The sequence below is a fragment of the Spirillospora sp. CA-128828 genome, from assembly GCF_050945415.1.
GTDB lineage: Bacteria > Actinomycetota > Actinomycetes > Streptosporangiales > Streptosporangiaceae > Spirillospora.
In genome coordinates this window covers 6,083,043-6,103,419 of sequence record NZ_CP191986.1, presented here as the reverse complement: position 1 = coordinate 6,103,419, position 20,377 = coordinate 6,083,043, and the positions used below count along the sequence as shown (strand labels likewise).

The following is a 20,377-nucleotide window of genomic DNA, read 5'->3' as shown; positions in this document are numbered from 1 at the left end:
GTTCTCCCCCGTGAGATTGATTCGTGTTTCCCCGTACTGGTCCTTGCGATGGTCGGGGAAAGCGCAGTTGGTTCGCACCCCCTTTCAGCGCTGCCTAAAAGGGTCACCCGATGGCGCGCTCGCCGGTCTGACCGTGGACGTGATCAACGGCAGTGGATTCTTCCTGCAGCGGGAACCTAACCAGTGCGGCCCGCGACCCGGCCGATGAACAAGTCACCGCCGCCGTGCGTACAGGTGAGCGCAGCCAGAGTGCCGACCGGCCGTGCGACGGCGGGAGGGAAAGGAAAGCGATGGAAGCGCCTCGCCGACGTCGTGGTCTGTCCAGTTGCGTGCTCGCTGGGGCGGCCTGCGTCACGACGCTGGCGCTGTGCACCGGCTGCGGCTCCGATTCCGCCGACCGCGGCCGCAGGACGCCCGGGGCGGCGACACCGGCGCGGCCGCTCACCCTGCAGCAACTCGGCACCGCGCTGGGCTGCACACCACAGCAACGCGGCCGGGCGGCCGACTACCAGCAGGCGATCTGCGCGGCCCCTTCAGGCCAGTACCTGATCAACACCTTCGCCACCGACAAGGGCCAGCGGGCGTGGCTGGAGTATTCGATGATGTACGGCGGCAGCTATCTGGTCGGACCACGCTGGATCATCGTCTCCAGCCCCGAGCGGCTGGCACCGCTGCACGCCCGGCTCGGCGGTCGGATCCAGACCGCGCAGCGCCCCACCGCGCCACAACCCCGGGCTTCCTGAACCGGTGCCGCGTGCTTCCGGCCCTCGGCGGTCCCAATGTGGCAGAAGGCACAGACGGGCCTCTGAGAGGCTGAAACACTGACGCAGGCGGAAAAAGCGCAACTGAGAACCGCCACGGATACCGATGAGGACGCTCGGGCAAGGAGCCGTGTGATGGCGGAGCGAGAGCCGGCGGTTCCCTGGCAGCGTGCGCGACTCGTCTTCGGCGGCCTGCTGTCGGTCGGCCTCGGGGCCGTGACCGCCGTCGCCAAGCAGCAGGAATGGCAGCTCGGGCTGATCGTCACGCTCGCCTGCGTCAACCTGACACTGGTCATCGACGCTTTCTTCCGCCGAGAGGAGAGCATCCACCAGGACCGCAGAGAGCTCAAAGAGATCTCCACCGCGCTCGCGATCACCAAGTCGCTGGCCGACGCGCCTCCCGCCTGCCACTCCTTCATCCGTGAGATCGCCGAGCAGTGGACACGGATCGACGAGCGCGACAGCGCGATTCTGCTGAAGCTGCGGGAGGCGCGGCAACGCGCGTTCACCGAGGAGATGCGCGACCTCGCCAACGGCCAATCGTCCCTGAGCCGCCGCCAGGAGTTCCGACCGAGCATCCTGTCCGAACTCGCGGAGATGACCGCGCTCAGCGCGACCGGCAACGACTACTGGTGGACCGGCCGCGACACCGGCTACCTCGCGACCGAACGGTCCGCGATCCTTCACAACGGTCTCACCCTCACCCGGATCTTGATCGTGTCGGAACGCGATATGGACGACGCAATGATCGAGGTTCTCAAGGGGCAGGTGGACGCGGGAATCGATCTTCATGTGGTCATTTCGGAAATGGTTCCGCCGTTGCATCAGAAGTGCCTGGTCGGCGACCGTGCCCTCGTCACGGACAGGGGAGGCATCGTCGGCGTGGTCATCCCGGGGAACGACGCTGAGGACGCCGTGGCCGACGCGGGGCGCTTCACCATCAACGAGGACAAGATCCAAAGCACGCGGGACATCCTGGAGATGCTCGCCCCGTACCAGATTCCCGTCGTCCAGTTCCTGGAGCATCCGGAGGCACGGGAAGTCCCTGATCCGGCCCAGCCCCGCGCCTCGGTACGGGCAGGCCTCCGGCGTAGTTGACGTTCGGGCCCGGATGGGACCGCCCTGGCGGGCGAGATGACCGCCCTGTGAAGCCTACGAATGGGCAGGTAGGGCGAGCCAGTCTTCCCAGGTGATGTCGTGGCCGAGGAATCGGGGATTCTCGAACGGCCAGTCGGTGGCCGTCCAATGCGGGACCAGTTCGTCCAGGGCCTGCTCAACAGGGCTTCCGACCAGGTCGTCCACCACCCACCAGGCGATCTCGCCGTCGGCGCCGGCCTTCTCCGGAGGGTCGATGTACACGCAGCCGAGGATCGCCGTCTCCGCCGTATCCAGAAGTGCGTAGTTGAAGGATTCGTGTGCGGCTATTTCACGCTCGTGGCGCAGCAGATCGACCCGGTCCTCCTCATAGGTCATGGTGGCCGCGGGCCATCCCCAGGCCGGTCCGAAGATGCTCCACAGCCTCTCCCGTGAGCCCATCACGGCCGGAAAGTCCAGGGGAGTGTCCGCCTCGCGGATCGGCCGCAGGTGGTGCGCGCCCCCGGGTAGCGGGACGTGGACGGGATGGACGAAGTCGTCAGGAAGCCAGGCCATGGCGCCCGAGGCTAGCCGAAGCGTCCGGCTGGACGGCGGGGGCCTGGCTCCGGCTATGGGGATGATTCGAGGATCTGTCTGAGAGTGAACGTTTTCCACCAGCGACCAGGGACGGGTGATCACAGCATGATCGCGGGCGGTGTGGCGGGCCCTGAAACATGAAGAAGCCCTGGTAGGACGGGTGATCTCTCACAACCCTCCGCCCCAACCAGAGGCTTCACATGCTTTTCTATCGTTCTTCGCTGCCGTTGTCGCGTCAGACGCTGCAGTACGTGGCCGGGGTCGTCGGCCGGCACCGCAAGCAGGTCGGCAGCAAGGGCCGGGCACTGCCGGCGGGCATGCAGGCGCTGATGACCTTGGCCTACTTGAAGAACGGGGAGACGTTCGCGCAGCTCGGCGCCGGGTTCGGGGTCGGAACCACCACCGCCTGGCGGTACGTCAACGAGACGGTCACGCTGCTGTCGGCCCGATCCCCCAAACTCAGCCGGGCGCTGGCCAAAGCGAAGAAGGACGGCCTGCTCTACCTGGTCATGGACGGCACGCTGATCCCGATTGACCGAGTGAAGGCCGACCGGCCGTTCTACTCGGGCAAACACAAGAAGCACGGCGTGAACCTGCAGGTGCTCGCGTCACCGGACGGGACCATCGTGTGGGTGTCGGGGCCGTTGCCCGGCTCAGTGCACGACCTGAAGGCCGCCCGGATCTGGGGCCTGGTCCGCGAACTGGCCGCCGCTGGGATCCTGGTGCTGGCCGACAAGGGCTACGTCGGCGCCGGCCCGCACGTCAAGACGCCCTACAAGGGCAAGGACAAGCCCGAGTCCTGCAAGGACGCCAACCGCTCCCACGCCAAGCTCCGCGGCCCCGGTGAACGCGCCAACGCCCAGCTCAAGCACTGGAAGATCCTGACCAAGCTACGTTGCTGCCCCCACCGGGCCGGTCATCTGGCCAAGGCCATCCACGTCCTCCAGAACCGCGAGCCCAACGCACGTTGAAAACGGTTCAGTGTTCAGGTTCTTCTTCATGCCCTGCTTGAAAAGGCGTTCGGTCAGGCCGCCTAGGTGGGCGGCGGGACCGGTCAGCCCTTCCCCGCTGATCTCACCGTCCAGCACCAGCCTGGTGCCGCCTGGGATTGGTTCGGTCCGGTAGTGGTAGCGGAAGGGAGTCGGGCCGCTCGTGGAGCGGAACGTGACTTCTCGGCCCGGGGCGTAGGCCGTGATCTCGACGTCGTTCCGCGCGGGCCCGCCGGGCAGGGACCGCAGCATGCGGAACCGTGTGCCCCTTCCGGGCGGGCCCGTCATCGCCGTGACGCCCTCCACCGCCTCGTACCACCGGGGCATGGCGCGGAAGTCCGCGACGAACTCGAACACGCGCGACGGCGGACGGTGGATGTCCAGCGATATGCGAAAGCTCATCGTCGTCTCCGATCGATCAAGCGGAGAGCCGCCGGCCGGGTCCGCCGTCGAGGGCGGCGGCCAGCCGCTCTGCCGCGCCCGGGTCGTGCGCGGGCAGGACGACCAGCCCGGGTAGGCGGGTGCGGAGCTCGTTCACCATCCGCGTCGCCGTCCGCATCTGCCGCTTGTCGCCGACGCCCGGAAGCTTGTTCTGGGCGAGCAGGGCGTCGTCATAGGTCAGGTCGCCGACCATGAGGAGCGGCGGACGGTCCGGACGGCGCACGAGCATCGACAGAGAGCCGGGCGTGTGGCCAGGAGTGGGCAGGAGCACCAGGCTGCCGTCGCCGAACAGGTCGTGCCCGTCCTGGAAGGGGGCGAGCGACGTGTCGGCGAGACCCTCCGGAGCGACGCGCTTCCACCGCAGGCCCGGCAGGTCGATGTGGTCGGGCATGAGGCCGCGGGCTTGCGGCAGCGGCCGGTGCAGTGACTCCCATTCCGGCAGGCTGACGACGATCTCCGACCGGCCGAGGAGCGGAAGCCCGCCGATGTGGTCTTGGTGGAGGTGGGAGACGACGGCTGTGCGGACGTCCTCGACGGCGTGCCCGAGGTGGCGCAGCCCGGCAGCCAGGGTCTCGTCGGGCCCGATGTCGAACCTGGCGAGCCGCGAGTAGACCAGGCCGTTCGCTCCGCCGGGGAAGTACCCGGGGTCGGTGACCGAGGCACGGTCCTGGCCCGTGTCGAACAGCACCAGGCCCTCGCGGTGCTCGACGACGTACACGTTGATCGGTCTCGGGGCCGTCCAGCGGCGGGAGGTGGCCAGCCACAGGTAGGTGTTCTTCCGGGTGGGCCCGACGTGCTCGGGCCGGATCGCGACGCTTCCGGTGCTGATGACGGACACTCCCGCGATGGGGTCGGACGTGTTCATGATGATCCCCTTCGATTGCGTTACACGACATTAGATTACACGACATCTACATCCCGGCAAGAGGTGTCCGGTAAATATGTGTCGTGTAACCTATGGGTCGTCCCGGCGGGGGCGATGCGACCGAAGGCGGACCGTGAAACCTGTTGAGGAACTGCGCTACCTGATCCTCGCCGTTCAGCGTGAGGGAAACCGGATCCTCGCCGCACAGCTGCGGCCGCTCGGGCTCACCCCCTCGCAGGCCGAGGTTCTGCGCGTGCTGCACGATCACCAGCCCCTCACCCTGTCGGCGCTCGGCCACCTCCTGGTCTGCGAGACCACCGCGAGCCCCAGCCGCCTGGTCGACCGGCTGGTGTCGCAGGGACTGGTCCAGCGCGCCACCGACCCGGACGACCGCAGATATGTCACGCTGACCCTCACCTCGGAAGGGCGGGGGCTCGAACGCCGGGTCGCGGACGCCGAAGACCACCTGTACGGCCTCCTGGAACGGCTCGTGGCCGGTGAGCCTCTCGACGAGACCGTCCATCTGCTCCGGAAGGTGGCGGACGAGTTCCCCGCCGGCCAGGCCCTCGCCCACCGCCGCGAGTCGTCACCGCCCCGACCGGCCTGACCTCTCGGAACAGCGAGGCGCAGAGGAGGGCTGGGCGAGTTGGCGGTCTGTGGCGGGACGCTCGCGAGCGTCCCGCCACAGACCGCTGGGTGGGGTCAGGTGCTGGCGGATACCTCCAGGTCCTTGACCTTCGGGTCGCCCTCGTCGGCGAGGTAGTCGGAGGTGCGGGTCGCGTCTTGCCCGTCGGCGAGCTTGGCGGCCTTGAAGATCACGGTGCCGACGACCGCGATCACGACGTTGACGGCGAGCGCCAGCATCCCGGCGTACACCGTGGTCTGGGTGTCCAGGCCGAGGTCGCTGAGGGGGTAGGCCGAGCCGCCGAAGTGCTCCTTGCCCTTGGCCGGGTTGGGGATTTGGTACAGCATCCACAGGCCTGCGGCCATGCCGGCGGCCCAGCCGGTGATCAGGGCGCCGCGGTGGAACCAGCGGGTGACCAGGCCGAGTCCGACCGAGGGCAGCGTCTGCAGGATGATGACGCCGCCGATCAACTGCAGGTCGATGGAGAATTCGGGGTCGAGCGCGAGGATGCACACCACCGCTCCGGCTTTGACGATCAGCGACACCAGCTTGCTGACGGTCGCCTCCTCCTTGGCGTCGGCGTCGCGGCGGATGTACTCCTTGTAGATGTTGCGGGTGAACAGGTTGGCCGCGGCGATCGACATGATCGCGGCGGGGACGAGCGCGCCGATGCCGACGGCGGCGAACGCGACGCCGGTGAACCAGTCGGGGAACATGTGGTCGAACAGCACCGGGACGACGGTGTTGGTGTCGGGTTTGCCGTCGGTGGTGATGGGTTTGACGCCGGCGGCGATGGCCATGTAGCCCAGCAGCGCGATCAGGCCGAGGACGAAGCTGTAGGCGGGCAGTGCCGCCATGTTCCGTTTGATCACGTTGCGGTTGCGGCTGGCCAGCACGCCGGTGACGCTGTGCGGATACAGGAACAGCGCCATCGCCGACCCGAGTGCGAGCATCGCGTAGTTCAGCTGCCCGCTGCCGGCGATGGTGATCCCGTCGCCGGGTGCGGGCGACTTGTCGAATTTGGTTTTGGCGGCGTCGAAGATGTCGCCCCAGCCGCCGAGTTTGGCCGGGATGTACAGCACCGCGACGATGATGACCAGGTAGATCAGCACGTCCTTGACGAAGGCGATCAACGCCGGTGCGCGCAGCCCGGATTGGTAGGTGTAGGCGGCCAGGATCACGAAGGCGATGATGATCGGCCAGTGCCCGTTCACGCCCATCGCCTTCAGCACCGCCTCGATGCCGACCAGCTGCAGGGCGATGTAGGGCATGGTGGCGACGATGCCGGTGATCGCGATGACCAGGGCCAGCGTCGGCGAGCCGAACCGGGCGCGGACGAAGTCGGCGGGGGTGACGAACCCGTGGACATGCGACACCGACCAGAGCCGGATCAGGATCAGGAACACCAGTGGGTAGACCACGATGGTGTAGGGGACGGCGAAGAAGCCGGCGGCGTAGCGCCGAACACCAGGGCGGGGACGGCCACGAAGGTGTAGGCGGTGTACAGGTCGCCGCCGATCAGGAACCAGGTGATCCAGCTGCCGAAGCTGCGGCCGCCCAGGCCCCATTCGTCCAGGCTGTGCATGGTGTCGGGCCGCCGCCACCGGGCGGCGACGAAACCCATCCCGCTGACCAGCAGGAACAGGACGGCGAAGACGATGATCTCGGTGAGGTGGTCGCGCGCCATCGGCTCAGCCCCGCTTCCGGGTCATCTGGTACACCACGACGGTGCAGGCGACACCGAGCGGGATGAAGGCGAGCTGGATCCAGTAGAAGGCCGGGAACCCGCCCAGCCGCGGGGTGTCGCTGTTGTAGAACAGCGTCAGCAGCGGAACCACCACCGGCACCACCAGCAGCCAGTTCCAGCCACTCCGATCCGAACGGCCCTCAGGCGGCGGGGACGATTGCGGCTCCTCTGGGGGTCGGTCATCGATTCTTGGCATGGGTGATCTCCTCGTGAACTGAAGGACAGGGCGGACCTGACCGCGGAGGCGTGCGGTCAGGTGTTCGGTCGGGGGCGTGGTGGCGAAGGGTGTGCCGGGTCTCCCGCGTCGAGCGTCATCGGTGGGGCGGGCGGTCCCGGCGCTCGCGCAGCAGCAGGTACGCGACCAGCATGCAGACGACGCTGCCCGGGACCCAGGCGAACTGGTACCAGTAGAAGAACTCCACCCCGGCCAGCCGCGGTGTCGAGCGGGCGTACCACGGCACGCACAGCAGCGCCACGACGGGCAGGACCAGGCAGGTGCCGGCGGCGGCACGTCGCGCCGGTCGGGTCGGCTTCGCCATCACGCCTCCGGGGGGTTTCACGGTCTTGTGGCAGAGTTGTCGACACCCGCGATCCGGTTGACATCGAATTTCCACGAGATTTTTCCGCCGGCCTGTGTCAACCAGACGTATGACATGCGCAACACAGAGGCAATGCTGGACGGATGCGGCGGTGACGGATGATCGAGCCGGTGAGCGTGGTGACGTTCCTCGCCGTGCTCGGCGGGACGTCGCTGTTCGCGGTCACCGCCCGCCGGTTCCGCCCGGCCCCCGAGCTGCCCACCCTGGAGAGCTGGGCGCTGGCCGACCGCCGGATCGGTGCGTTCGCCATGTGGTTTCTGCTCGGCGGCACGATCTACACCGCCTACACCTTCGCCGCCGTTCCCGGCCTGGTGTACGGCATCGGGGCGCTGGCGTTCTTCGCTCTGGCCTACACCGTGATCGTGTATCCGGTCGCCTTCGTGCTGCTGCCCCGGCTGTGGACGGTGGCGCGACGGCACAGGTACGTCACGGTGGCCGACTTCGTCCGAGGCCGTTACGGCTCCCCGATGTGGCGCTGGTCGTGGCCGTCACCGGCGTCCTGGCGACCATGCCTTACATAGCGCTGCAGCTGCTCGGCATCCGCGCCGTCCTGACCGCGGGCGGGCTCTACCCGCGTGGGGCGGCGGGCGATCTCGCGCTCATCGCGGTGTTCGCGGTCCTGGCGGTGGCGACCTGGCGGCATGGACTGCGCGCACCTGCGGTGATCTCGCTGGTGAAGGGGACGGCGATCGTCTGCGCGGTCGTGGCCGTGGTCGCCCTGACCATGGACCGCCTCGGCGGCCCGGGCCCGATGTTCGCCGACGCGGACCGCCGCCTGTCGACCGGCGGGACCGCCGGGGCCTCGATGGCCCTGGACCCGCGGATGTACTCCGTCTACGCCACCCTCGCGCTCGGCTCGGCGATGGCGCTGCTGATGTATCCGCACGTGCTGACGGCGGCGTTCGCGTCCACCCGAGCGGACGCGCTGCGCCGCACGTCGATCGCGTTGCCCGCCTGGACGGCGGTGCTCGGGCTGTTCGCGGTGCTGGGCGTCGCGGCCCTCGCCACCGGGATCGCCGCACCGCCGGGCAGCGCCGAGGTCGCGGTGCCCCTGCTGGTCAAGGAGGTGACGCCGGCGGCACTGACCGGGCTGGTGTTCGGCGCCCTGGCCGTCGGCGTGCTCGTTCCCGCTGCGGTGATGTCGATCGCGGTGGCGACCCTGTTCGTCCGCAACATCTACGTCGAGTTCTTCCATCCGACGGCCACGCCCAAGCACCAGCGGCGGATCGCGCAGGTGGTCTCGCTCGTGGCCAAGGCCGGGGCCGTGGTGTTCGTGTTCGGGCTCCGCGGCCAGGACGCCATCAACCTGCAGCTGCTGGGCGGTGTCTGGATCCTGCAGACCTTCCCGGCGGTGGCGGGCGGACTGTTCACCCGGCGACTGCACCACGTGGCGCTGCTCGGCGGATGGGCGGCCGGCATGGTCGCGGGCACCCACATGGTGGTCGGCGCCGGATTCACCTCGGTCATCCACGTGGGGCTGGGCGGGTGGCAGGCGCAGGCGTACGCTGCGGTCGTCGGCCTCGGGCTCAACCTGCTGATCGTCGCGGTGCTCACACCCCTGCTGGACAGGTGGGGGGTTCCGCGCGGCCCGGACCTGACGTCGTCGGCCGGCCCGCGGCCCGGAATGGAGACGACCACATGACCGTCCTGAGACCCGGTGTCCCGTTTCCGGCGCCGCAGCCTGCTCCGGACGTCGCGGCGTTCGCCCCGCCCCACGGCGCGGCGCCGTCTGCGCAGGGGCCCGCCACGGGGCAGGCCGACGCCGACGGACGTGCCATGGATCGCGAGGCCGTACTGACCCGGCTGTTCGACCTGCACTACCCCGGGCTCCTGCGGCTGGCCGTGCTGCTCGGCGCCGACGACGCCGAGGACATCGTCTCCGAGGCGTTCTGCCAGCTGCACCGCCGGTGGAACCGGCTCCGCACCCCCGACGCCGCGCTGCCCTACCTGCGGTCGGTGGTCTGCAACCTGACCCGCATGCGGCTGCGTCACCTCCAGGTCGTTCGCAAGCACATCGACCAGGGGGCGGATTCGGTGCAGTCGGCCGAGAGTGCCGCCCTGCTGCGCGATGACCAGCGGGCGCTGGTCGAGGCGCTGCGGCATCTGTCGGCACGGCAGCGCGAGGCGCTGGTCCTGCGATACTGGCTGGGGCTGTGCGAAAGCGACATCGCCGCCTCGATGGGCATCTCGCAGGGCGCGGTCAAGACGCACGTCGCCCGCGGCATGACCACTCTGACCAAGCTGATGCAGGAGCGACGATGACAAGCGGTCCCGCTCTTTCGGGAGATCAGCTGCGCGCGGCCCTCGACGCGCTCACCGACGGGGTCCAACCGGCACCGGACGCCTACCAGCGGGTCCGGCGCGAGTGGCGCCGCCGGGAACGCCGGCGCCGCCGGATCGTGGCCACCCTCATGGCCGTCCTGTTCGTCTGCGCCGACGCCGTCGGCCTGTGGGCCCTCAACCAGGCCGACGACCGGCCCCACGTCATCTTCAACGACCCGGCCCCGTCCCAGCGGCAGGCCCCGGCGATCGACACCCCCTGAGAAAGCGACTCAGGATCGGCTATTCGATCGTGCGTTTGGTCATGTTCTCCGCGTCCGGGTCGATGCCCCAGCTGAATACGGTGCGCGGGTGGACGCGGATGATGTCGCCGCCGAAATGCGAGCCTTCCACCGCCTTGACGACGGCGGTCTCGGCGCGTCCCCGGATCTCGATGCCGCGAACCTTCCACGGACTGACCGAGGCCAGATCGTCGATGACGAGGGCGACCTGGTCGTTGTGCTGCAGGTTGCGGTACTTGCGGGACTTGGCGAGGTTCCAGCCGCCGATATCGATCGTGCCGGTCTCGGCGTTGTAGGTGACTCCTACGGGATTGTTCTGCGGGTCGCCCTTGGGGCCGACGGTGGCGAGGCGGCCGAGCTGCTGCCCGGCGATGTATTCGCGTTCGAGGTCGGTGAGGATCATGCGGTCCAGGCTGCAATCTCAACCGCGGTTGAGGTCAAGTGAGGCGATGACGGTCCGGAGGCGGGGCGACATCTCGTCCGGCAGCGCGTCCAGCGGGCACCAGCGGGCCTCCAGGATCTCGCCGGCGTCCAGGTCGAGCCGCCCGCCGACGACCCGGGCCTCGTAGTAGGTCTCGACCCGGTGCCGGAATCCGCTGGCGACATGGAGCGGGGGCCCGGCGACCTTCACCTTCAGGGCCGTCTCCTCCCGCACCTCGCGCGCGACGCCGTCCTCCAGCCGCTCACCGGCGTTGACGTATCCGCCCGGCAGCCCCCAGGCGCGGTACGCGGGCCACATGCGGTGTCGCAGCAGCAGGATCCGTCCCTGCTCGTCCCGGACGATCCCGCCGGCATAGACCAGGAACGTGCGGTGCCGGAGCCGCGCGAGCCGCCACTGCGTCCGCCCGCCCAGCCGCCTCCAGACCCGCGCGGCCAGCGCCCCGGAGCGGCCGCGCGCACGCCGCGGCACGCCGGACGGGATCCTCATGATCGAGATGCTAGCCGCCGCGGGCGCCCGTCCCACGCCCGGCTCGGCCCGGGTGTGACGCTGGCCACACCGGCCGCGATCGGGATCCCGGACGCGGTTCCGGTTCGTCCCAATGACAAGACGTCCTGGGGAGGCGAAGTGACCACGACCGCGATGGACCGTTCCGGCTCGGAGACCGATCCCTCACCCGAGGCCCGGGGGCGGACGCCCGTCCGCCTTCTGCGCAAGATCGGCGTCGCGATCGTCGGCACCGCGCTGATCGTCGCGGGTGCCGCCATGCTCGTCCTTCCTGGCCCCGGCATCGTCGCGATCCTCGCGGGCCTCGGCCTGCTCGGCACCGAGTTCCCCGCCGCCCGCCGCGTCAGCACCCGCCTGAACACCCACGCCCGCACTGTTTGGCGCAAGATCCGCCGCCCTCGAAATCCCTGATCCCGCGGTATGGTGCGGGCATGGCTTTCCTTTACTTCGTCTGAGTCCGGGCACGGCCGATGCCGCCGTTTCTGCTGCCCGTAGACCCTTCGTACGTCCAGGAAAAGTCATATGCGCGACCGCGCCCATACCGTCCTGCCCACCGTCGCCCCCGTTGCCGTGGTGCAGTTGTCCGTCAAGGACGTCACCAAGTCCTACGGCACCCGGACCGTCCTCGACCAGATCTCCTTCACCGTCCGGCCAGGTGAGAAGGTCGCCGTCGTCGGCGAGAACGGCTCCGGCAAGTCCACCTTGCTGCGGCTGCTCGCCGCGGCCGAGATGCCGGACACCGGAGAGATCAACGTCGGCTTCCCCGGCGGCACCGGCCACCTCGCCCAGACCCTCGACCTCGATGCGTCCCGCACCGTGCAGGACGCCGTCGACCTCGCCCTGACCGAACTGCGCGATATGGAGCGAACGCTCCGTGCGGCAGAGGAGTCGCTGGGAGACGCGTCGGACGAGGAACTCGCCGCGTACGGCGAACTGCTGGTCGAATACGAGGAACGCGGCGGATACGAGGCGGACGCCCGTGTGGACGCCGCGATGCACGGGCTCGGGCTCGCCCGGATCACCCGTGACCGCCTGCTCGGCTCGCTGTCCGGCGGTGAGCAGTCGCGGCTCGCGCTCGCCTGCGTGCTGGCGGCCGCCCCCGAACTGCTGCTCCTGGACGAGCCGACGAACCACCTCGACGCGGCGGCCGTGCGCTGGCTGGAGGAGCACCTGCGCGCCCACTGCGGCACCGTCGTCGCGGTCACCCACGACCGCGGCTTCCTGGAGCGCATCGCCACCACGATCCTGGAGGTCGACCGTGATGAGTGCACCGTGCGACGGTACGGCGACGGCTGGGCCGGCTACCGCGCCGCGAAGGCCGCCGCCCGGCGCGGCGCGGAGCAGCGGTACGCGGCCTGGGCCGACGAGGTGGCCCGCATGGAGGAACTGCTCGAGGCCGCAGGGAGGCGGCTGGCCACCACCCGCCGCGACCCGAAGGAAGGGTTCGGCAAGCACCGCCGGTCCAGCGAGGCGAAGCTCGGCGGGCAGGTGCGCTCCGTCCGGGAGCGCCTGGCCCAGCTGCGGCGCAACCCGGTGGCGAAGCCGCCGGCACCGCTCCGCTTCACGGCGGCCCTGCCGGCGGCGGACGGCCCGGCCCGGCGGTCTCTCGCCGAGCTCGACGGCGTACGGGTCGGCGAACGACTCCGTCTGGACGGGCTCCTGACGATCGCGTCCGGACAGCGGCTGCTGGTCACCGGCGAGAACGGCGCGGGCAAGACGACGCTCCTGCGTGTACTGGCGGGCGACCTGGAGCCGGACGCGGGCGCGGCCCGGCGCCCCGCCCGGATCGGCTACCTCGCGCAGGAACTTCCCGCGCGCTCCACGCGGCTCCCGCTGCTCGCGGCGTTCGCCGCCGGGCGGCCGGGGCCGCCCGACGAGTACGCCGAACAGCTCCTGGCCCTGGGCCTGTTCCGCGAGGAGGACCTGCACATCCCGGTCGCCGCCCTGTCCGCGGGGCAGCAGCGGCGGCTGCAGATCGCGGCCCTGGTGACCAGGCCCGCGGACCTCCTCGTCCTCGACGAGCCGACCAACCACATCGCGCTCGACCTGGTCGAGGACCTTCAGAGTGCGCTCGCGGCGTACCCGGGGGCGGTGGTCGCCGTCTCGCACGACCGCGGCTTCCGCGCACGCTTCGAGGGGGAGCGGCTGGAACTCCGGGCCGGGCGCGGGCGTGGACGTGCGTGACCGCCGTTGCCCCGTTCGCTCCGCGACAGGGGAGCACGAATGGGGCCGGTGTGATTCCTGAGGCGGTCGTTATTGAGTCGAAAATGGTTGTTGTTCCTTGTGTCTTGACGGTCCGAGATTCTCGTATTTCGGATTGCAATGGCGGATAGTGCCAAACACTGTTGATCAGTTTGGGGCTTGGGGGAATGGCGGGGCGGGTATAAGTCGGGCGACACAATTCGATACGTCGCCCGGAGTGTGCAGATGCGTCTCTCCCGCCCCTGTCTGGTCGCTTTCGGTGCGGTGACCTTCGCCGCCGGCTCAGTGGCATGGTCCGGGTCCGCCTCGGCGGCCGGAACCAGCTACGTCGCATTGGGGGACTCCTACTCGTCCGGCACGGGGGCCGGGAACTACGACCCCGGCAGCGGGTCGTGCAACCGCAGCGCCAACGCCTACCCGAATCTGTGGGCGGCGGCGCACACCACGCAGTCGTACAAGTTCGCCGCCTGCTCGGGCGCGACGACGGACACCGTCGCCAGCGGGCAGCTCGGGGCGCTCAGTTCGTCCACGACGCTGGTGAGCATCACGGTCGGCGGCAACGACGCCGGGTTCAGCGACGTCATGCAGACCTGCGTCCTGGAGTCGACCTCGTCGTGCCAGAGCAGGGTGGCGCAGGCCGAGAGCTACATGAAGAACACGCTCCCTGGCAAGCTCGACTCCGTGTACGCCAAGATCCGGGCGAAGGCGCCGTCGGCCCGCGTGGTGGTGCTCGGCTACCCCCGCCTCTACAAGATCGTCAACTTGTGCGCGGGGCTGAGCAACACCAAGCGGACCGCCCTCAACGGCGCCGCCGACACCATGGACGGCGTGATCTCCAAGGCGGCCGGCCGCGCCGGGTTCACCTGGTCCGACGTCCGGGACGAGTTCGCCGGCCACGAGCTGTGTTCCGGCGACGGCTGGCTCAACGCGGTGACGATCCCGATCGGCTCGTCCTACCACCCGACCGCGCTCGGCCACCGGTCCGGCTATCTGCCCGCCATGACCGGCTCCGCCCTCCGGGCCCTGGAGAAGCAGGCCTGACCGGCCAGCAGCGCGATCGCGCCGGCCATCAGCAGCGCGCTCACCCAGACGGGCGAGCGGTAGCCGAGGCCGGCGCCGATCGCGGTGCCGCCGAGCCACGGGCCGATCGTCCCGCCGACGTTGAACGCGGCCGTCGCGAACCCGCCCGCCAGCGTCGGCGCGGCGGAGCCCTGGTCGAGGACGCGTGAGATCAGCGCCGGGCCCGTCCCGAACGCCAGCATGCCCTGCACGAACACGAGTGCGATCGTCGCCGCCGGGCTACCCGCGCTCAGCGCGAGGACGGTCCACCCGGCGGCCAGCGACGACATCCCGGCCGCGATCAGGGCGGCCGGGTGAGTGTCGGCGATCCGCCCGCCGATGGTGACGCCCGCGAAGGACCCGGCCCCGAAGAGGGCCAGCAGCGCCGGGACCCAGACTGAGCCGAACCCCGTGACGTTGGTGGCCAGCGGCGCGAGGTAGGTGAAGGTGCAGAACGTCGCCCCCTGGAAGAGCGCGTTGACCGTGAGGGTCAGCAGAAGCCGGCCACTGGCGAGCGCGCGGAGTTCCCGCCCCGCGCTGCTCACCGACGGGCGCTCCTCCGGGATCGCCTTGGCGATCGCGACCATCGCGGGCAGCGACACCAGCGCGACCGCCCAGAAGGCCGTCCGCCAGCCCCACGCCCCGCCGAGCAGCGCGCCGGCGGGAACTCCGGCGACGCAGGCGACGGTGACGCCGCCGACGACGACGGACGTGGCGCGGGCCCGCGCGGCGGGGGAGACGAGCGCGGTTGCGGTGGCGAGCGCGACCGCCCAGAACCCGGCGTTCGTCAGGGCGGCGGCGACGCGCGTCGCCAGCAGCACCGCGTAGCTGGTGGTGACGGCGCCGACGACATGGACGGCGATGAACGCGCACAGGAACGCCAGCAGGGCGCGGCGGCGCGGCCACCGGCGGGCGAGCAGGGTCATCGACGGGGCGCCGACCACCATGCCGATCGCGAAGGCCGAGGTGAGCAGGCCGGCGGCGGGGATGGACACGTGCAGGTCGGCGGCGATGCCCGGGATGAGGCCGGACAGCATGAACTCCGAGGTGCCCTGGGCGAACACGGCAAGCCCGAGGACGTAGACGGCGAAAGGCAAGGGGAGACTCCCGAATCGGCGAACAGGTCTGCTGATCGGCGGGGGCTGTGCCGGGAGGGCCGTCCGGGGTCGTCACGGACGGCGATGGCGAGAAGAGATCCCTCGGATCAGAGGGCGAAGGCAGCCCACCGCAGGCGGCCCGCACTCAGGGGAGCCGCCCGGGAGTCAGCGTCTGTCGGACTCGGGGCTGGACATGGGGACGAGGCTAGCAGCCCGGCGAGCGGGGTGAGCTCGGGAGCTTCTACCACGGGAGCATCCGAGGCGTGCCCGGTTCCTGTTCACCTGTTGCCTCCGGTGTGGAGGCAACGTCCTTCAGGGCGGGAGGAAACGCGGCATGGTGCCTCAGGATGTTCTCTCGGGTTTTGTCGGTGGCGGCCGGTAGCTTTCCGGGCATGTCCCGCTACCGTCTGCAGCCGACGCCCGCTCAGGAACAAGCGCTGCTGGAGCATTGCGGGCACGCACGTTTCGTGTGGAACCTGTGCGTCGAGCAGCGTGCGTGGTGGCGGCCGGGGCGCGGTTCGGCGCCGGGATTCGTCGAGCAGTGCCGCCAGTTGACGCAGGCCAGGTCGGAGTACGGGTGGCTGCGGGCGGGGTCGGTGACGGTGCAGCAGCAGGCGCTCAAGGACTTCCACCAAGCCATGGCCCACTTCTTCGCCGGTACCCACCGGCGCCCCACCTGGCGCAAGGTCGGACGGCATGAGGGGTTCCGGGTCGTGGCGGTCAAGCCCGGGGACGTGCGGCGGGTGTCGCGGCGGGTGGGTCAGGTGAAGATCCCGAAGGTGGGGTGGGTGCGGTTCCGCTTGTCCCAGCCCGTCCCCGACGGCGCCAGATCATTCCGGGTCACCCGGGACCGGGCGGGCCGCTGGCATGTCGCGTTCGCCGCGATCCCCGACCCCATCCACGCACCCGGCACCGGCAAGGTCGTGGGGGTGGACCGGGGCGTGGCCGTGGCTGCGGCGTTGTCGACCGGTGACCTGCTCACTGTGCCCGGACTGCGGGAGACCGAGCGGGCCCGGCTGGGGCGGCTGCTGCGCCGACTCGCCCGCGCCCAGCGCGGGTCGAAGCGGCGGGCCAGGGTCAAGGCCGCGATCGCCCGGTTACGGGCCCGCGAAACCGACCGCCGCAAGGACTGGATCGAGAAGACCTCCACCGGCCTGGCCCGCCGGTTCGACGTGATCGCCGTCGAGGACCTCAACATCAGGGGCATGACCCGGTCGGCACGCGGGACGGTGGAGGCGCCGGGCCGCAACGTGGCTCAGAAGGCCGGGCTGAACCGGGGCATCCTCGCCGCCGGCTGGGGCGGTCTGGTGCGGCGGCTGGAGGACAAGGCACCCGGGCGCGTGGTGAAGATCGATCCGCGTAACACCTCGCGGACCTGTAGCGCCTGCGGGCATGTCGCCGGGGAGAGCCGCGAGAGCCAAGCGGTCTTCTCCTGCGTGGCCTGCGGGCATCGGGTCAACGCCGACGTGAACGCCGCCTGCAACATTCGTGATACGGCCGCAGGGCATGCGGTCGCTGCACGGGGAGGCCCGCCGCTGGGCGGGCCGGTGAATCGTGAACCTCAACACGACCTGCCCCTCACGGGGTAGTTGGTCGCTGCTGGAATCCCTCTCGTTCACGAGGGGGAGGATGTCAAGGAACGTCCTGCCGGGAGCGCGCGCGAGCGAGCGAGGCGTTGGCCGAATTCCTCCGGGAGGTGCGCAGCTGGTGGCGGGTGCAGGGGCGGTCTTCGGCATCTAGTGATCTACAATGTAAAGGTCAGCGCCGGAGCGTCCGGCATGCCAGCACACCCAGCGGGACCGGCGCCCAGAAGGTGATCGCCCGGAACAGCAGGACGGCGTGCAAGGCGGGACCGGCGGCGATGCCGAGGGCGGCGAGCGCGGCGACGAGCGCCGCCTCGGTGGAGCCGACCCCGCCGGGCGTCGGGATGGCCGAGCCGGCCGCGGCGCCGACCAGGTAGGCGGCGACGAGCGCCAGCGCGTCCGCCGGGCCGACCGCCGTCCCGGGGATGGCGAGGACGCTGATGGCGAACGCGACGCCCATGACGAACGTGGTCCCGGCGGACGCGGCGAGGGTGATCGCCAGGTCGCGCGGGCGGCGGCACAGGTCGGCGAAGCCGGCGACGGCCCTGCGGGCGGGAGCGGAGCGCGCCGCGCGGCGGCCCCACAGAACGGCGGCCGGCAGGAGCACCCCGCCGGCGATGAGCAGTGGGACGGGCGGGACGAGGCCGGCGGCCTGGGCTGCGTGGTGGCCGAGCGCGTCCAGCATTCGGTCGTTCCCGGCGCCAGGCCCGAAGACGGTGCCGAGGCCGAGGACGGCTCCCATCAGCAGCAGGTCCGCGGGGACGCCGGCCACGTGCAGGACCGCCACGGCGACGGCGGCGCGGGCCAGCGGCACGCCGCGGCAGACGAGATAGCGGGTGTTGACCGCGGCGGCGCCGATGCCGCCCGGCGTGACCCGGTTGGCGGCGGACGCGGTGAACTGCGTCATCGTCGTGGTGACCAGCGGCAGAGGGCAGCCGGACGCGCCGCGGAGCGCGACCGCGGAGAAGACGTAGTGCAGAAGGGAGAGCAGGACCAGCGCCGGCAGGAAGACCCAGCGCATGTGACCGATCGTCGCGGCGGCCGCCCGCAGCGGGCCGACGGTCAGCATCAGGGCCGTGACGACGAGGGTCAGCAGCACCCCGAGAACGGCCCAACGGGCCCTGCGGGCCCGTTGAACGAGGGTTGGCGTCGCAGTGTGCGCGCCTAGGCCGGAAAGCTCGGCGCCCACCGCGGGGTCGGTGCCTGCGGCGATCGTCTCCACACCTTATTGTCCGGTTGCGTCGTTGAAGAGTATGCGACCGCCGGAACCACTCGGTGCGAACGTTGCGTGACCTGCGGGCCGCGCGCCCGCAGGTCACGGCCGGGTCAGGCCGTCCAGCCGGGGTCGCGGCCGAGGTAGCGCAGGAGTGCGGCCACCTCGTCGTCACCGGTGTGGTCGATGGCCGCGGCGTACGCGCCGTACTGGCGCAGCGGCTCAACGATCTGCCTGGCGACGTCGAGCAGGGTCCGGGCGAGTTCCGGGGTGAGCGGGGAGGGGCGGCCGGTGGCGACGGCGATGTCCCAGGCGTGGACGGCGGCGTCGAGCGCGGCGGCGCCGGCGCCCGTCTCCGGCTTGAGGGAGCCGGGCGGGACGGGGACCGGGGTCTCGGTGGCATCGCGGTCGACGGTGGCCCAGGCCGCGGCGCATGCGGACACGGACGGTTCCAGCAGGTCCATCGGCGATCCGTCGAGCGTGCCGGACGGCTCGAAGGGGTTGTAGCCGGGGCCGGGCTCGCCGGTGATGGAGGAGGCGAAGGCGAGCTGGTCGCCGGCGGCGTGCTGGACGACCTGGGCGACGTTCCAGTGGGCGCACGGGGTCGGGCGGCCGAGGTCCTGGCCGGAGAGGTCGCGGACGGCGTTGCTCAGTGCCTCGTGGGCGGTGTCGAGGATGGTCCAGCCCGAGGTGATGATCTCGCTCATGCCCTCCATAATAGCAGAACGGAATGATTTGTTCCACTCAAGCCCGCTACACTCCGTAGGCTTTGCCTCACCCCCGAGATTCTTTTCACACTATGATTAGGTTCCGCTACGGGACGTGACGGAAGTTTGACGGGGGAGAGTGACGACCATGACCAGCGCTCACCAGCGGCTGGGCGAACGCATCAGAGTGTTCCGGGGCACCCGGGGCGGGCGGCGGCCCGCGCCCGCGCCCCCCGGCGGCGGGGCGATCATGCTGACCTGTAGCGACTATCTCGCCCTCGCCGAGCATCCGGCGGTCACCGAGGCCATGATCGCCAGCCTGCGGGCGGCGGACGGCGGCGCGCAGCCCGCCGGTCTCTGCCTGTCCGACGACCACCCGCAGATCGTGCTGGGCGAGGACTTCGCGCGGCACATGGGCGCGCGGGCCGGGGTGCTGTGCCCGTCGGGCTGGGCCGCCAACACCGGGCTCCTGCAGGTGGCCGCCGGGCCGGACGTCCCCGTCTACCTGGACGTTCTCGCGCACATGTCGCTGTGGGAGGGGGCGCGGGGGGCGGGCGCGGAGATGGCCTACTTCCGCCACAACGACCTCGGCCACCTGCGCCGCCGGATCGAGGTGGGCGGCTCCGGCGTGATCGCGGTGGACGCCGTCTACAGCACCGACGGATCGGTCTGCCCGCTGCCCGGGCTGGTGGAGCTGGCCGAGGAGTTCGACTGCATGCTCGTGGTGGACGAGTCGCACTCGCTCGGCACGCACGGGGAGCACGGCGAGGGCCTGGTCGCCGCGCTGGGCCTCACCGGCCGCGTCGACTTCCGCACGGCGAGCCTGGCGAAGGCGCTTCCGGGGCGGGCGGGGCTGATCGCCTGCGACCGTCCGGGCTTCGCCGACTACTTCGTCCACACCGCGCTTCCGGCGGTGTTCAGCTCGACGCTGCTGCCGCACGACGTCGCGGGGCTCGCCGCGGCGCTGCGGGTCGTCCGCAAGGAGGGCTGGCGCCGGGAGCGGCTGCGCGCCGTCACCCGGCGCCTGCGGGACGGTCTGGCCGGGCTCGGTTACCGCCTCGTGGAGTCCGACTCGCAGATCGTCGCGCTGGAGACGGGCTCGGAGGCGGACGCGACCATGCTCCGGGACGCCCTGGTCGGCCGCGGCATCTTCAGTGCGGCGCTGTTCCCGCCGACGGCGTCGGTGGGCCGTACGCTGGTGCGCCTTTCCGTGCACGCGGCCCTGACCGACGGTGACGTCGGCCGGATCCTCGCCGCCTGTGAGGACCTGCGTCCCCGCCTGGCCTCTCCGGCCCCGGCGGGTTGACTCCC

Annotated in this window: 25 protein-coding genes; 13 read left to right on the top strand and 12 right to left on the bottom strand. The window is 70.7% G+C overall.

Translation table 11 applies throughout. From position 1 onward, the window contains the following. Positions 1–329 precede the first annotated feature (329 nt). Both ACQPXG_RS29575 and ACQPXG_RS29570 read left to right on the top strand, forming a co-directional pair. Positions 330–743, top strand: a complete 414-nt coding sequence (locus tag ACQPXG_RS29575) for a hypothetical protein (protein WP_433462402.1) — start codon at positions 330–332, stop codon at positions 741–743. Between the two features lie 153 nt (positions 744–896). Continuing rightward, the gene (locus ACQPXG_RS29570; RefSeq protein WP_433462401.1) at positions 897–1,859 is read left to right on the top strand and encodes a hypothetical protein; all 963 of its coding nucleotides are present in this window, start codon (positions 897–899) and stop codon (positions 1,857–1,859) included. 54 nt (positions 1,860–1,913) lie between these two features. Here ACQPXG_RS29570 and ACQPXG_RS29565 read toward each other — a convergent pair whose 3' ends face one another. Further along, complete coding sequence (locus ACQPXG_RS29565) at positions 1,914–2,411, bottom strand: GNAT family N-acetyltransferase (protein ID WP_433462400.1); 498 nt, start codon at positions 2,409–2,411, stop codon at positions 1,914–1,916. 221 nt (positions 2,412–2,632) lie between these two features. On the opposite strand from ACQPXG_RS29565, the gene ACQPXG_RS29560 reads away from it, so the two are divergent. Beyond that, positions 2,633–3,403, top strand: coding sequence for a transposase family protein (locus ACQPXG_RS29560; protein WP_433462399.1), 771 nt, complete (start codon positions 2,633–2,635; stop codon positions 3,401–3,403). Here ACQPXG_RS29560 and ACQPXG_RS29555 read toward each other — a convergent pair. Together ACQPXG_RS29555 and ACQPXG_RS29550 are read right to left on the bottom strand one after the other, a co-directional pair. Further along, entirely contained in the window at positions 3,323–3,823 is a 501-nt protein-coding gene (locus ACQPXG_RS29555; protein ID WP_433462398.1) for an SRPBCC family protein, read from the bottom strand. The genes ACQPXG_RS29560 and ACQPXG_RS29555 overlap by 81 nt on opposite strands. A gap of 16 nt (positions 3,824–3,839) precedes the next feature. Then, positions 3,840–4,727 (bottom strand): N-acyl homoserine lactonase family protein, encoded by an 888-nt coding sequence (locus ACQPXG_RS29550; RefSeq protein WP_433462397.1) that lies wholly within the window; start codon positions 4,725–4,727, stop codon positions 3,840–3,842. Positions 4,728–4,860: 133 nt separating this feature from the next. On the opposite strand from ACQPXG_RS29550, the gene ACQPXG_RS29545 reads away from it, so the two are divergent. Beyond that, positions 4,861–5,334: a MarR family winged helix-turn-helix transcriptional regulator gene (locus tag ACQPXG_RS29545; RefSeq protein WP_433462396.1), complete on the top strand. Its 474-nt coding sequence runs from the start codon at positions 4,861–4,863 to the stop codon at positions 5,332–5,334. Positions 5,335–5,429: 95 nt separating this feature from the next. On the opposite strand, the gene ACQPXG_RS29540 is transcribed toward ACQPXG_RS29545, so the two are convergent. From ACQPXG_RS29540 to ACQPXG_RS29525, 4 genes are all read right to left on the bottom strand, one after another. Next, positions 5,430–6,773 carry a sodium:solute symporter family protein gene (locus tag ACQPXG_RS29540; RefSeq protein ID WP_433462395.1) on the bottom strand — a complete coding sequence of 448 codons (1,344 nt, stop codon included), beginning with the start codon at positions 6,771–6,773 and terminating at the stop codon, positions 5,430–5,432. Next, positions 6,749–7,039: a hypothetical protein gene (locus ACQPXG_RS29535; protein WP_433462394.1), complete on the bottom strand. Its 291-nt coding sequence runs from the start codon at positions 7,037–7,039 to the stop codon at positions 6,749–6,751. The genes ACQPXG_RS29540 and ACQPXG_RS29535 overlap by 25 nt, the downstream gene beginning before the upstream one ends. Before the next feature lie 4 nt (positions 7,040–7,043). Continuing rightward, positions 7,044–7,295 carry a DUF3311 domain-containing protein gene (locus ACQPXG_RS29530; protein ID WP_433462393.1) on the bottom strand — a complete coding sequence of 84 codons (252 nt, stop codon included), beginning with the start codon at positions 7,293–7,295 and terminating at the stop codon, positions 7,044–7,046. A 115-nt stretch (positions 7,296–7,410) separates the two neighbouring features. Next, positions 7,411–7,638, bottom strand: a complete 228-nt coding sequence (locus ACQPXG_RS29525) for a DUF3311 domain-containing protein (protein ID WP_433462392.1) — start codon at positions 7,636–7,638, stop codon at positions 7,411–7,413. Between the two features lie 170 nt (positions 7,639–7,808). Between ACQPXG_RS29525 and ACQPXG_RS29520 the strand changes: the two genes are divergently transcribed. Genes ACQPXG_RS29520 through ACQPXG_RS29505 form a run of 4 tightly spaced genes read left to right on the top strand, consistent with a single transcriptional unit; the run spans position 7,809 to position 10,241 of the window. Beyond that, entirely contained in the window at positions 7,809–8,219 is a 411-nt protein-coding gene (locus tag ACQPXG_RS29520) for a hypothetical protein (protein WP_433462391.1), read from the top strand. Further along, a complete protein-coding gene (locus ACQPXG_RS29515; RefSeq protein ID WP_433462390.1) occupies positions 8,168–9,340 on the top strand; it encodes a sodium:solute symporter family protein in 1,173 nt (390 codons plus the stop codon). Before ACQPXG_RS29520 ends, ACQPXG_RS29515 begins: the two co-directional genes overlap by 52 nt. Further along, positions 9,337–9,960: an RNA polymerase sigma factor gene (locus ACQPXG_RS29510; protein ID WP_433462389.1), complete on the top strand. Its 624-nt coding sequence runs from the start codon at positions 9,337–9,339 to the stop codon at positions 9,958–9,960. Before ACQPXG_RS29515 ends, ACQPXG_RS29510 begins: the two co-directional genes overlap by 4 nt. Then, positions 9,957–10,241, top strand: a complete 285-nt coding sequence (locus ACQPXG_RS29505) for a hypothetical protein (RefSeq protein ID WP_433462388.1) — start codon at positions 9,957–9,959, stop codon at positions 10,239–10,241. Before ACQPXG_RS29510 ends, ACQPXG_RS29505 begins: the two co-directional genes overlap by 4 nt. 19 nt (positions 10,242–10,260) lie before the next feature. On the opposite strand, the gene ACQPXG_RS29500 is transcribed toward ACQPXG_RS29505, so the two are convergent. Next, positions 10,261–10,662, bottom strand: coding sequence for a PPOX class F420-dependent oxidoreductase (locus tag ACQPXG_RS29500; RefSeq protein ID WP_433462387.1), 402 nt, complete (start codon positions 10,660–10,662; stop codon positions 10,261–10,263). Between the two features lie 18 nt (positions 10,663–10,680). Beyond that, entirely contained in the window at positions 10,681–11,187 is a 507-nt protein-coding gene (locus ACQPXG_RS29495; RefSeq protein ID WP_433462386.1) for an NUDIX domain-containing protein, read from the bottom strand. Positions 11,188–11,325: 138 nt separating this feature from the next. Here ACQPXG_RS29495 and ACQPXG_RS29490 point away from each other — a divergent pair, with 138 nt between their 5' ends. The 3 genes from ACQPXG_RS29490 to ACQPXG_RS29480 all read left to right on the top strand — a co-directional run bounded on the left by ACQPXG_RS29490 (position 11,326) and on the right by ACQPXG_RS29480 (position 14,448). Continuing rightward, entirely contained in the window at positions 11,326–11,616 is a 291-nt protein-coding gene (locus ACQPXG_RS29490) for a PGPGW domain-containing protein (protein WP_433462385.1), read from the top strand. Between the two features lie 111 nt (positions 11,617–11,727). Next, positions 11,728–13,389, top strand: a complete 1,662-nt coding sequence (gene abc-f / locus ACQPXG_RS29485; RefSeq protein WP_433462384.1) for a ribosomal protection-like ABC-F family protein — start codon at positions 11,728–11,730, stop codon at positions 13,387–13,389. A 243-nt stretch (positions 13,390–13,632) separates the two neighbouring features. Continuing rightward, positions 13,633–14,448 (top strand): SGNH/GDSL hydrolase family protein, encoded by an 816-nt coding sequence (locus ACQPXG_RS29480; RefSeq protein WP_433462383.1) that lies wholly within the window; start codon positions 13,633–13,635, stop codon positions 14,446–14,448. Here the strand turns inward: ACQPXG_RS29480 and ACQPXG_RS29475 are convergent. After that, positions 14,394–15,563, bottom strand: coding sequence for a Cmx/CmrA family chloramphenicol efflux MFS transporter (locus tag ACQPXG_RS29475; protein WP_433462382.1), 1,170 nt, complete (start codon positions 15,561–15,563; stop codon positions 14,394–14,396). The two genes, ACQPXG_RS29480 and ACQPXG_RS29475, sit on opposite strands and share 55 nt — an antisense overlap. Before the next feature lie 392 nt (positions 15,564–15,955). On the opposite strand from ACQPXG_RS29475, the gene ACQPXG_RS29470 reads away from it, so the two are divergent. Further along, entirely contained in the window at positions 15,956–17,152 is a 1,197-nt protein-coding gene (locus ACQPXG_RS29470) for an RNA-guided endonuclease InsQ/TnpB family protein (protein WP_433462381.1), read from the top strand. Between the two features lie 169 nt (positions 17,153–17,321). Here the strand turns inward: ACQPXG_RS29470 and ACQPXG_RS29465 are convergent, their stop codons facing one another. After that, complete coding sequence (locus ACQPXG_RS29465) at positions 17,322–18,245, bottom strand: lysylphosphatidylglycerol synthase transmembrane domain-containing protein (protein WP_433462380.1); 924 nt, start codon at positions 18,243–18,245, stop codon at positions 17,322–17,324. A 227-nt stretch (positions 18,246–18,472) separates the two neighbouring features. Beyond that, the gene (locus tag ACQPXG_RS29460) at positions 18,473–19,066 is read right to left on the bottom strand and encodes a TIGR03086 family metal-binding protein (protein WP_433462379.1); all 594 of its coding nucleotides are present in this window, start codon (positions 19,064–19,066) and stop codon (positions 18,473–18,475) included. Positions 19,067–19,214: 148 nt separating this feature from the next. Between ACQPXG_RS29460 and cqsA the strand changes: the two genes are divergently transcribed. Beyond that, a complete protein-coding gene (gene cqsA / locus ACQPXG_RS29455; RefSeq protein WP_433462378.1) occupies positions 19,215–20,372 on the top strand; it encodes an alpha-hydroxyketone-type quorum-sensing autoinducer synthase in 1,158 nt (385 codons plus the stop codon). Positions 20,373–20,377 lie beyond the last annotated feature (5 nt).

Coding starts and splice junctions, on each gene's coding strand:
- ACQPXG_RS29560 (WP_433462399.1), top strand. CDS start 2,633: ATGCTTTTCTATCGTTCTTCGCTGCCGTTGTCGCGTCAGACGCTGCAG.
- cqsA (WP_433462378.1), top strand. CDS start 19,215: ATGACCAGCGCTCACCAGCGGCTGGGCGAACGCATCAGAGTGTTCCGG.
- ACQPXG_RS29470 (WP_433462381.1), top strand. CDS start 15,956: ATGTCCCGCTACCGTCTGCAGCCGACGCCCGCTCAGGAACAAGCGCTG.
- ACQPXG_RS29535 (WP_433462394.1), bottom strand. CDS start 7,039: ATGGCGCGCGACCACCTCACCGAGATCATCGTCTTCGCCGTCCTGTTC.
- ACQPXG_RS29495 (WP_433462386.1), bottom strand. CDS start 11,187: ATGAGGATCCCGTCCGGCGTGCCGCGGCGTGCGCGCGGCCGCTCCGGG.
- ACQPXG_RS29460 (WP_433462379.1), bottom strand. CDS start 19,066: ATGAGCGAGATCATCACCTCGGGCTGGACCATCCTCGACACCGCCCAC.
- abc-f (WP_433462384.1), top strand. CDS start 11,728: ATGCGCGACCGCGCCCATACCGTCCTGCCCACCGTCGCCCCCGTTGCC.
- ACQPXG_RS29500 (WP_433462387.1), bottom strand. CDS start 10,662: ATGATCCTCACCGACCTCGAACGCGAATACATCGCCGGGCAGCAGCTC.
- ACQPXG_RS29555 (WP_433462398.1), bottom strand. CDS start 3,823: ATGAGCTTTCGCATATCGCTGGACATCCACCGTCCGCCGTCGCGCGTG.
- ACQPXG_RS29505 (WP_433462388.1), top strand. CDS start 9,957: ATGACAAGCGGTCCCGCTCTTTCGGGAGATCAGCTGCGCGCGGCCCTC.
- ACQPXG_RS29565 (WP_433462400.1), bottom strand. CDS start 2,411: ATGGCCTGGCTTCCTGACGACTTCGTCCATCCCGTCCACGTCCCGCTA.
- ACQPXG_RS29570 (WP_433462401.1), top strand. CDS start 897: ATGGCGGAGCGAGAGCCGGCGGTTCCCTGGCAGCGTGCGCGACTCGTC.
- ACQPXG_RS29480 (WP_433462383.1), top strand. CDS start 13,633: ATGCGTCTCTCCCGCCCCTGTCTGGTCGCTTTCGGTGCGGTGACCTTC.
- ACQPXG_RS29510 (WP_433462389.1), top strand. CDS start 9,337: ATGACCGTCCTGAGACCCGGTGTCCCGTTTCCGGCGCCGCAGCCTGCT.
- ACQPXG_RS29530 (WP_433462393.1), bottom strand. CDS start 7,295: ATGCCAAGAATCGATGACCGACCCCCAGAGGAGCCGCAATCGTCCCCG.
- ACQPXG_RS29550 (WP_433462397.1), bottom strand. CDS start 4,727: ATGAACACGTCCGACCCCATCGCGGGAGTGTCCGTCATCAGCACCGGA.
- ACQPXG_RS29525 (WP_433462392.1), bottom strand. CDS start 7,638: ATGGCGAAGCCGACCCGACCGGCGCGACGTGCCGCCGCCGGCACCTGC.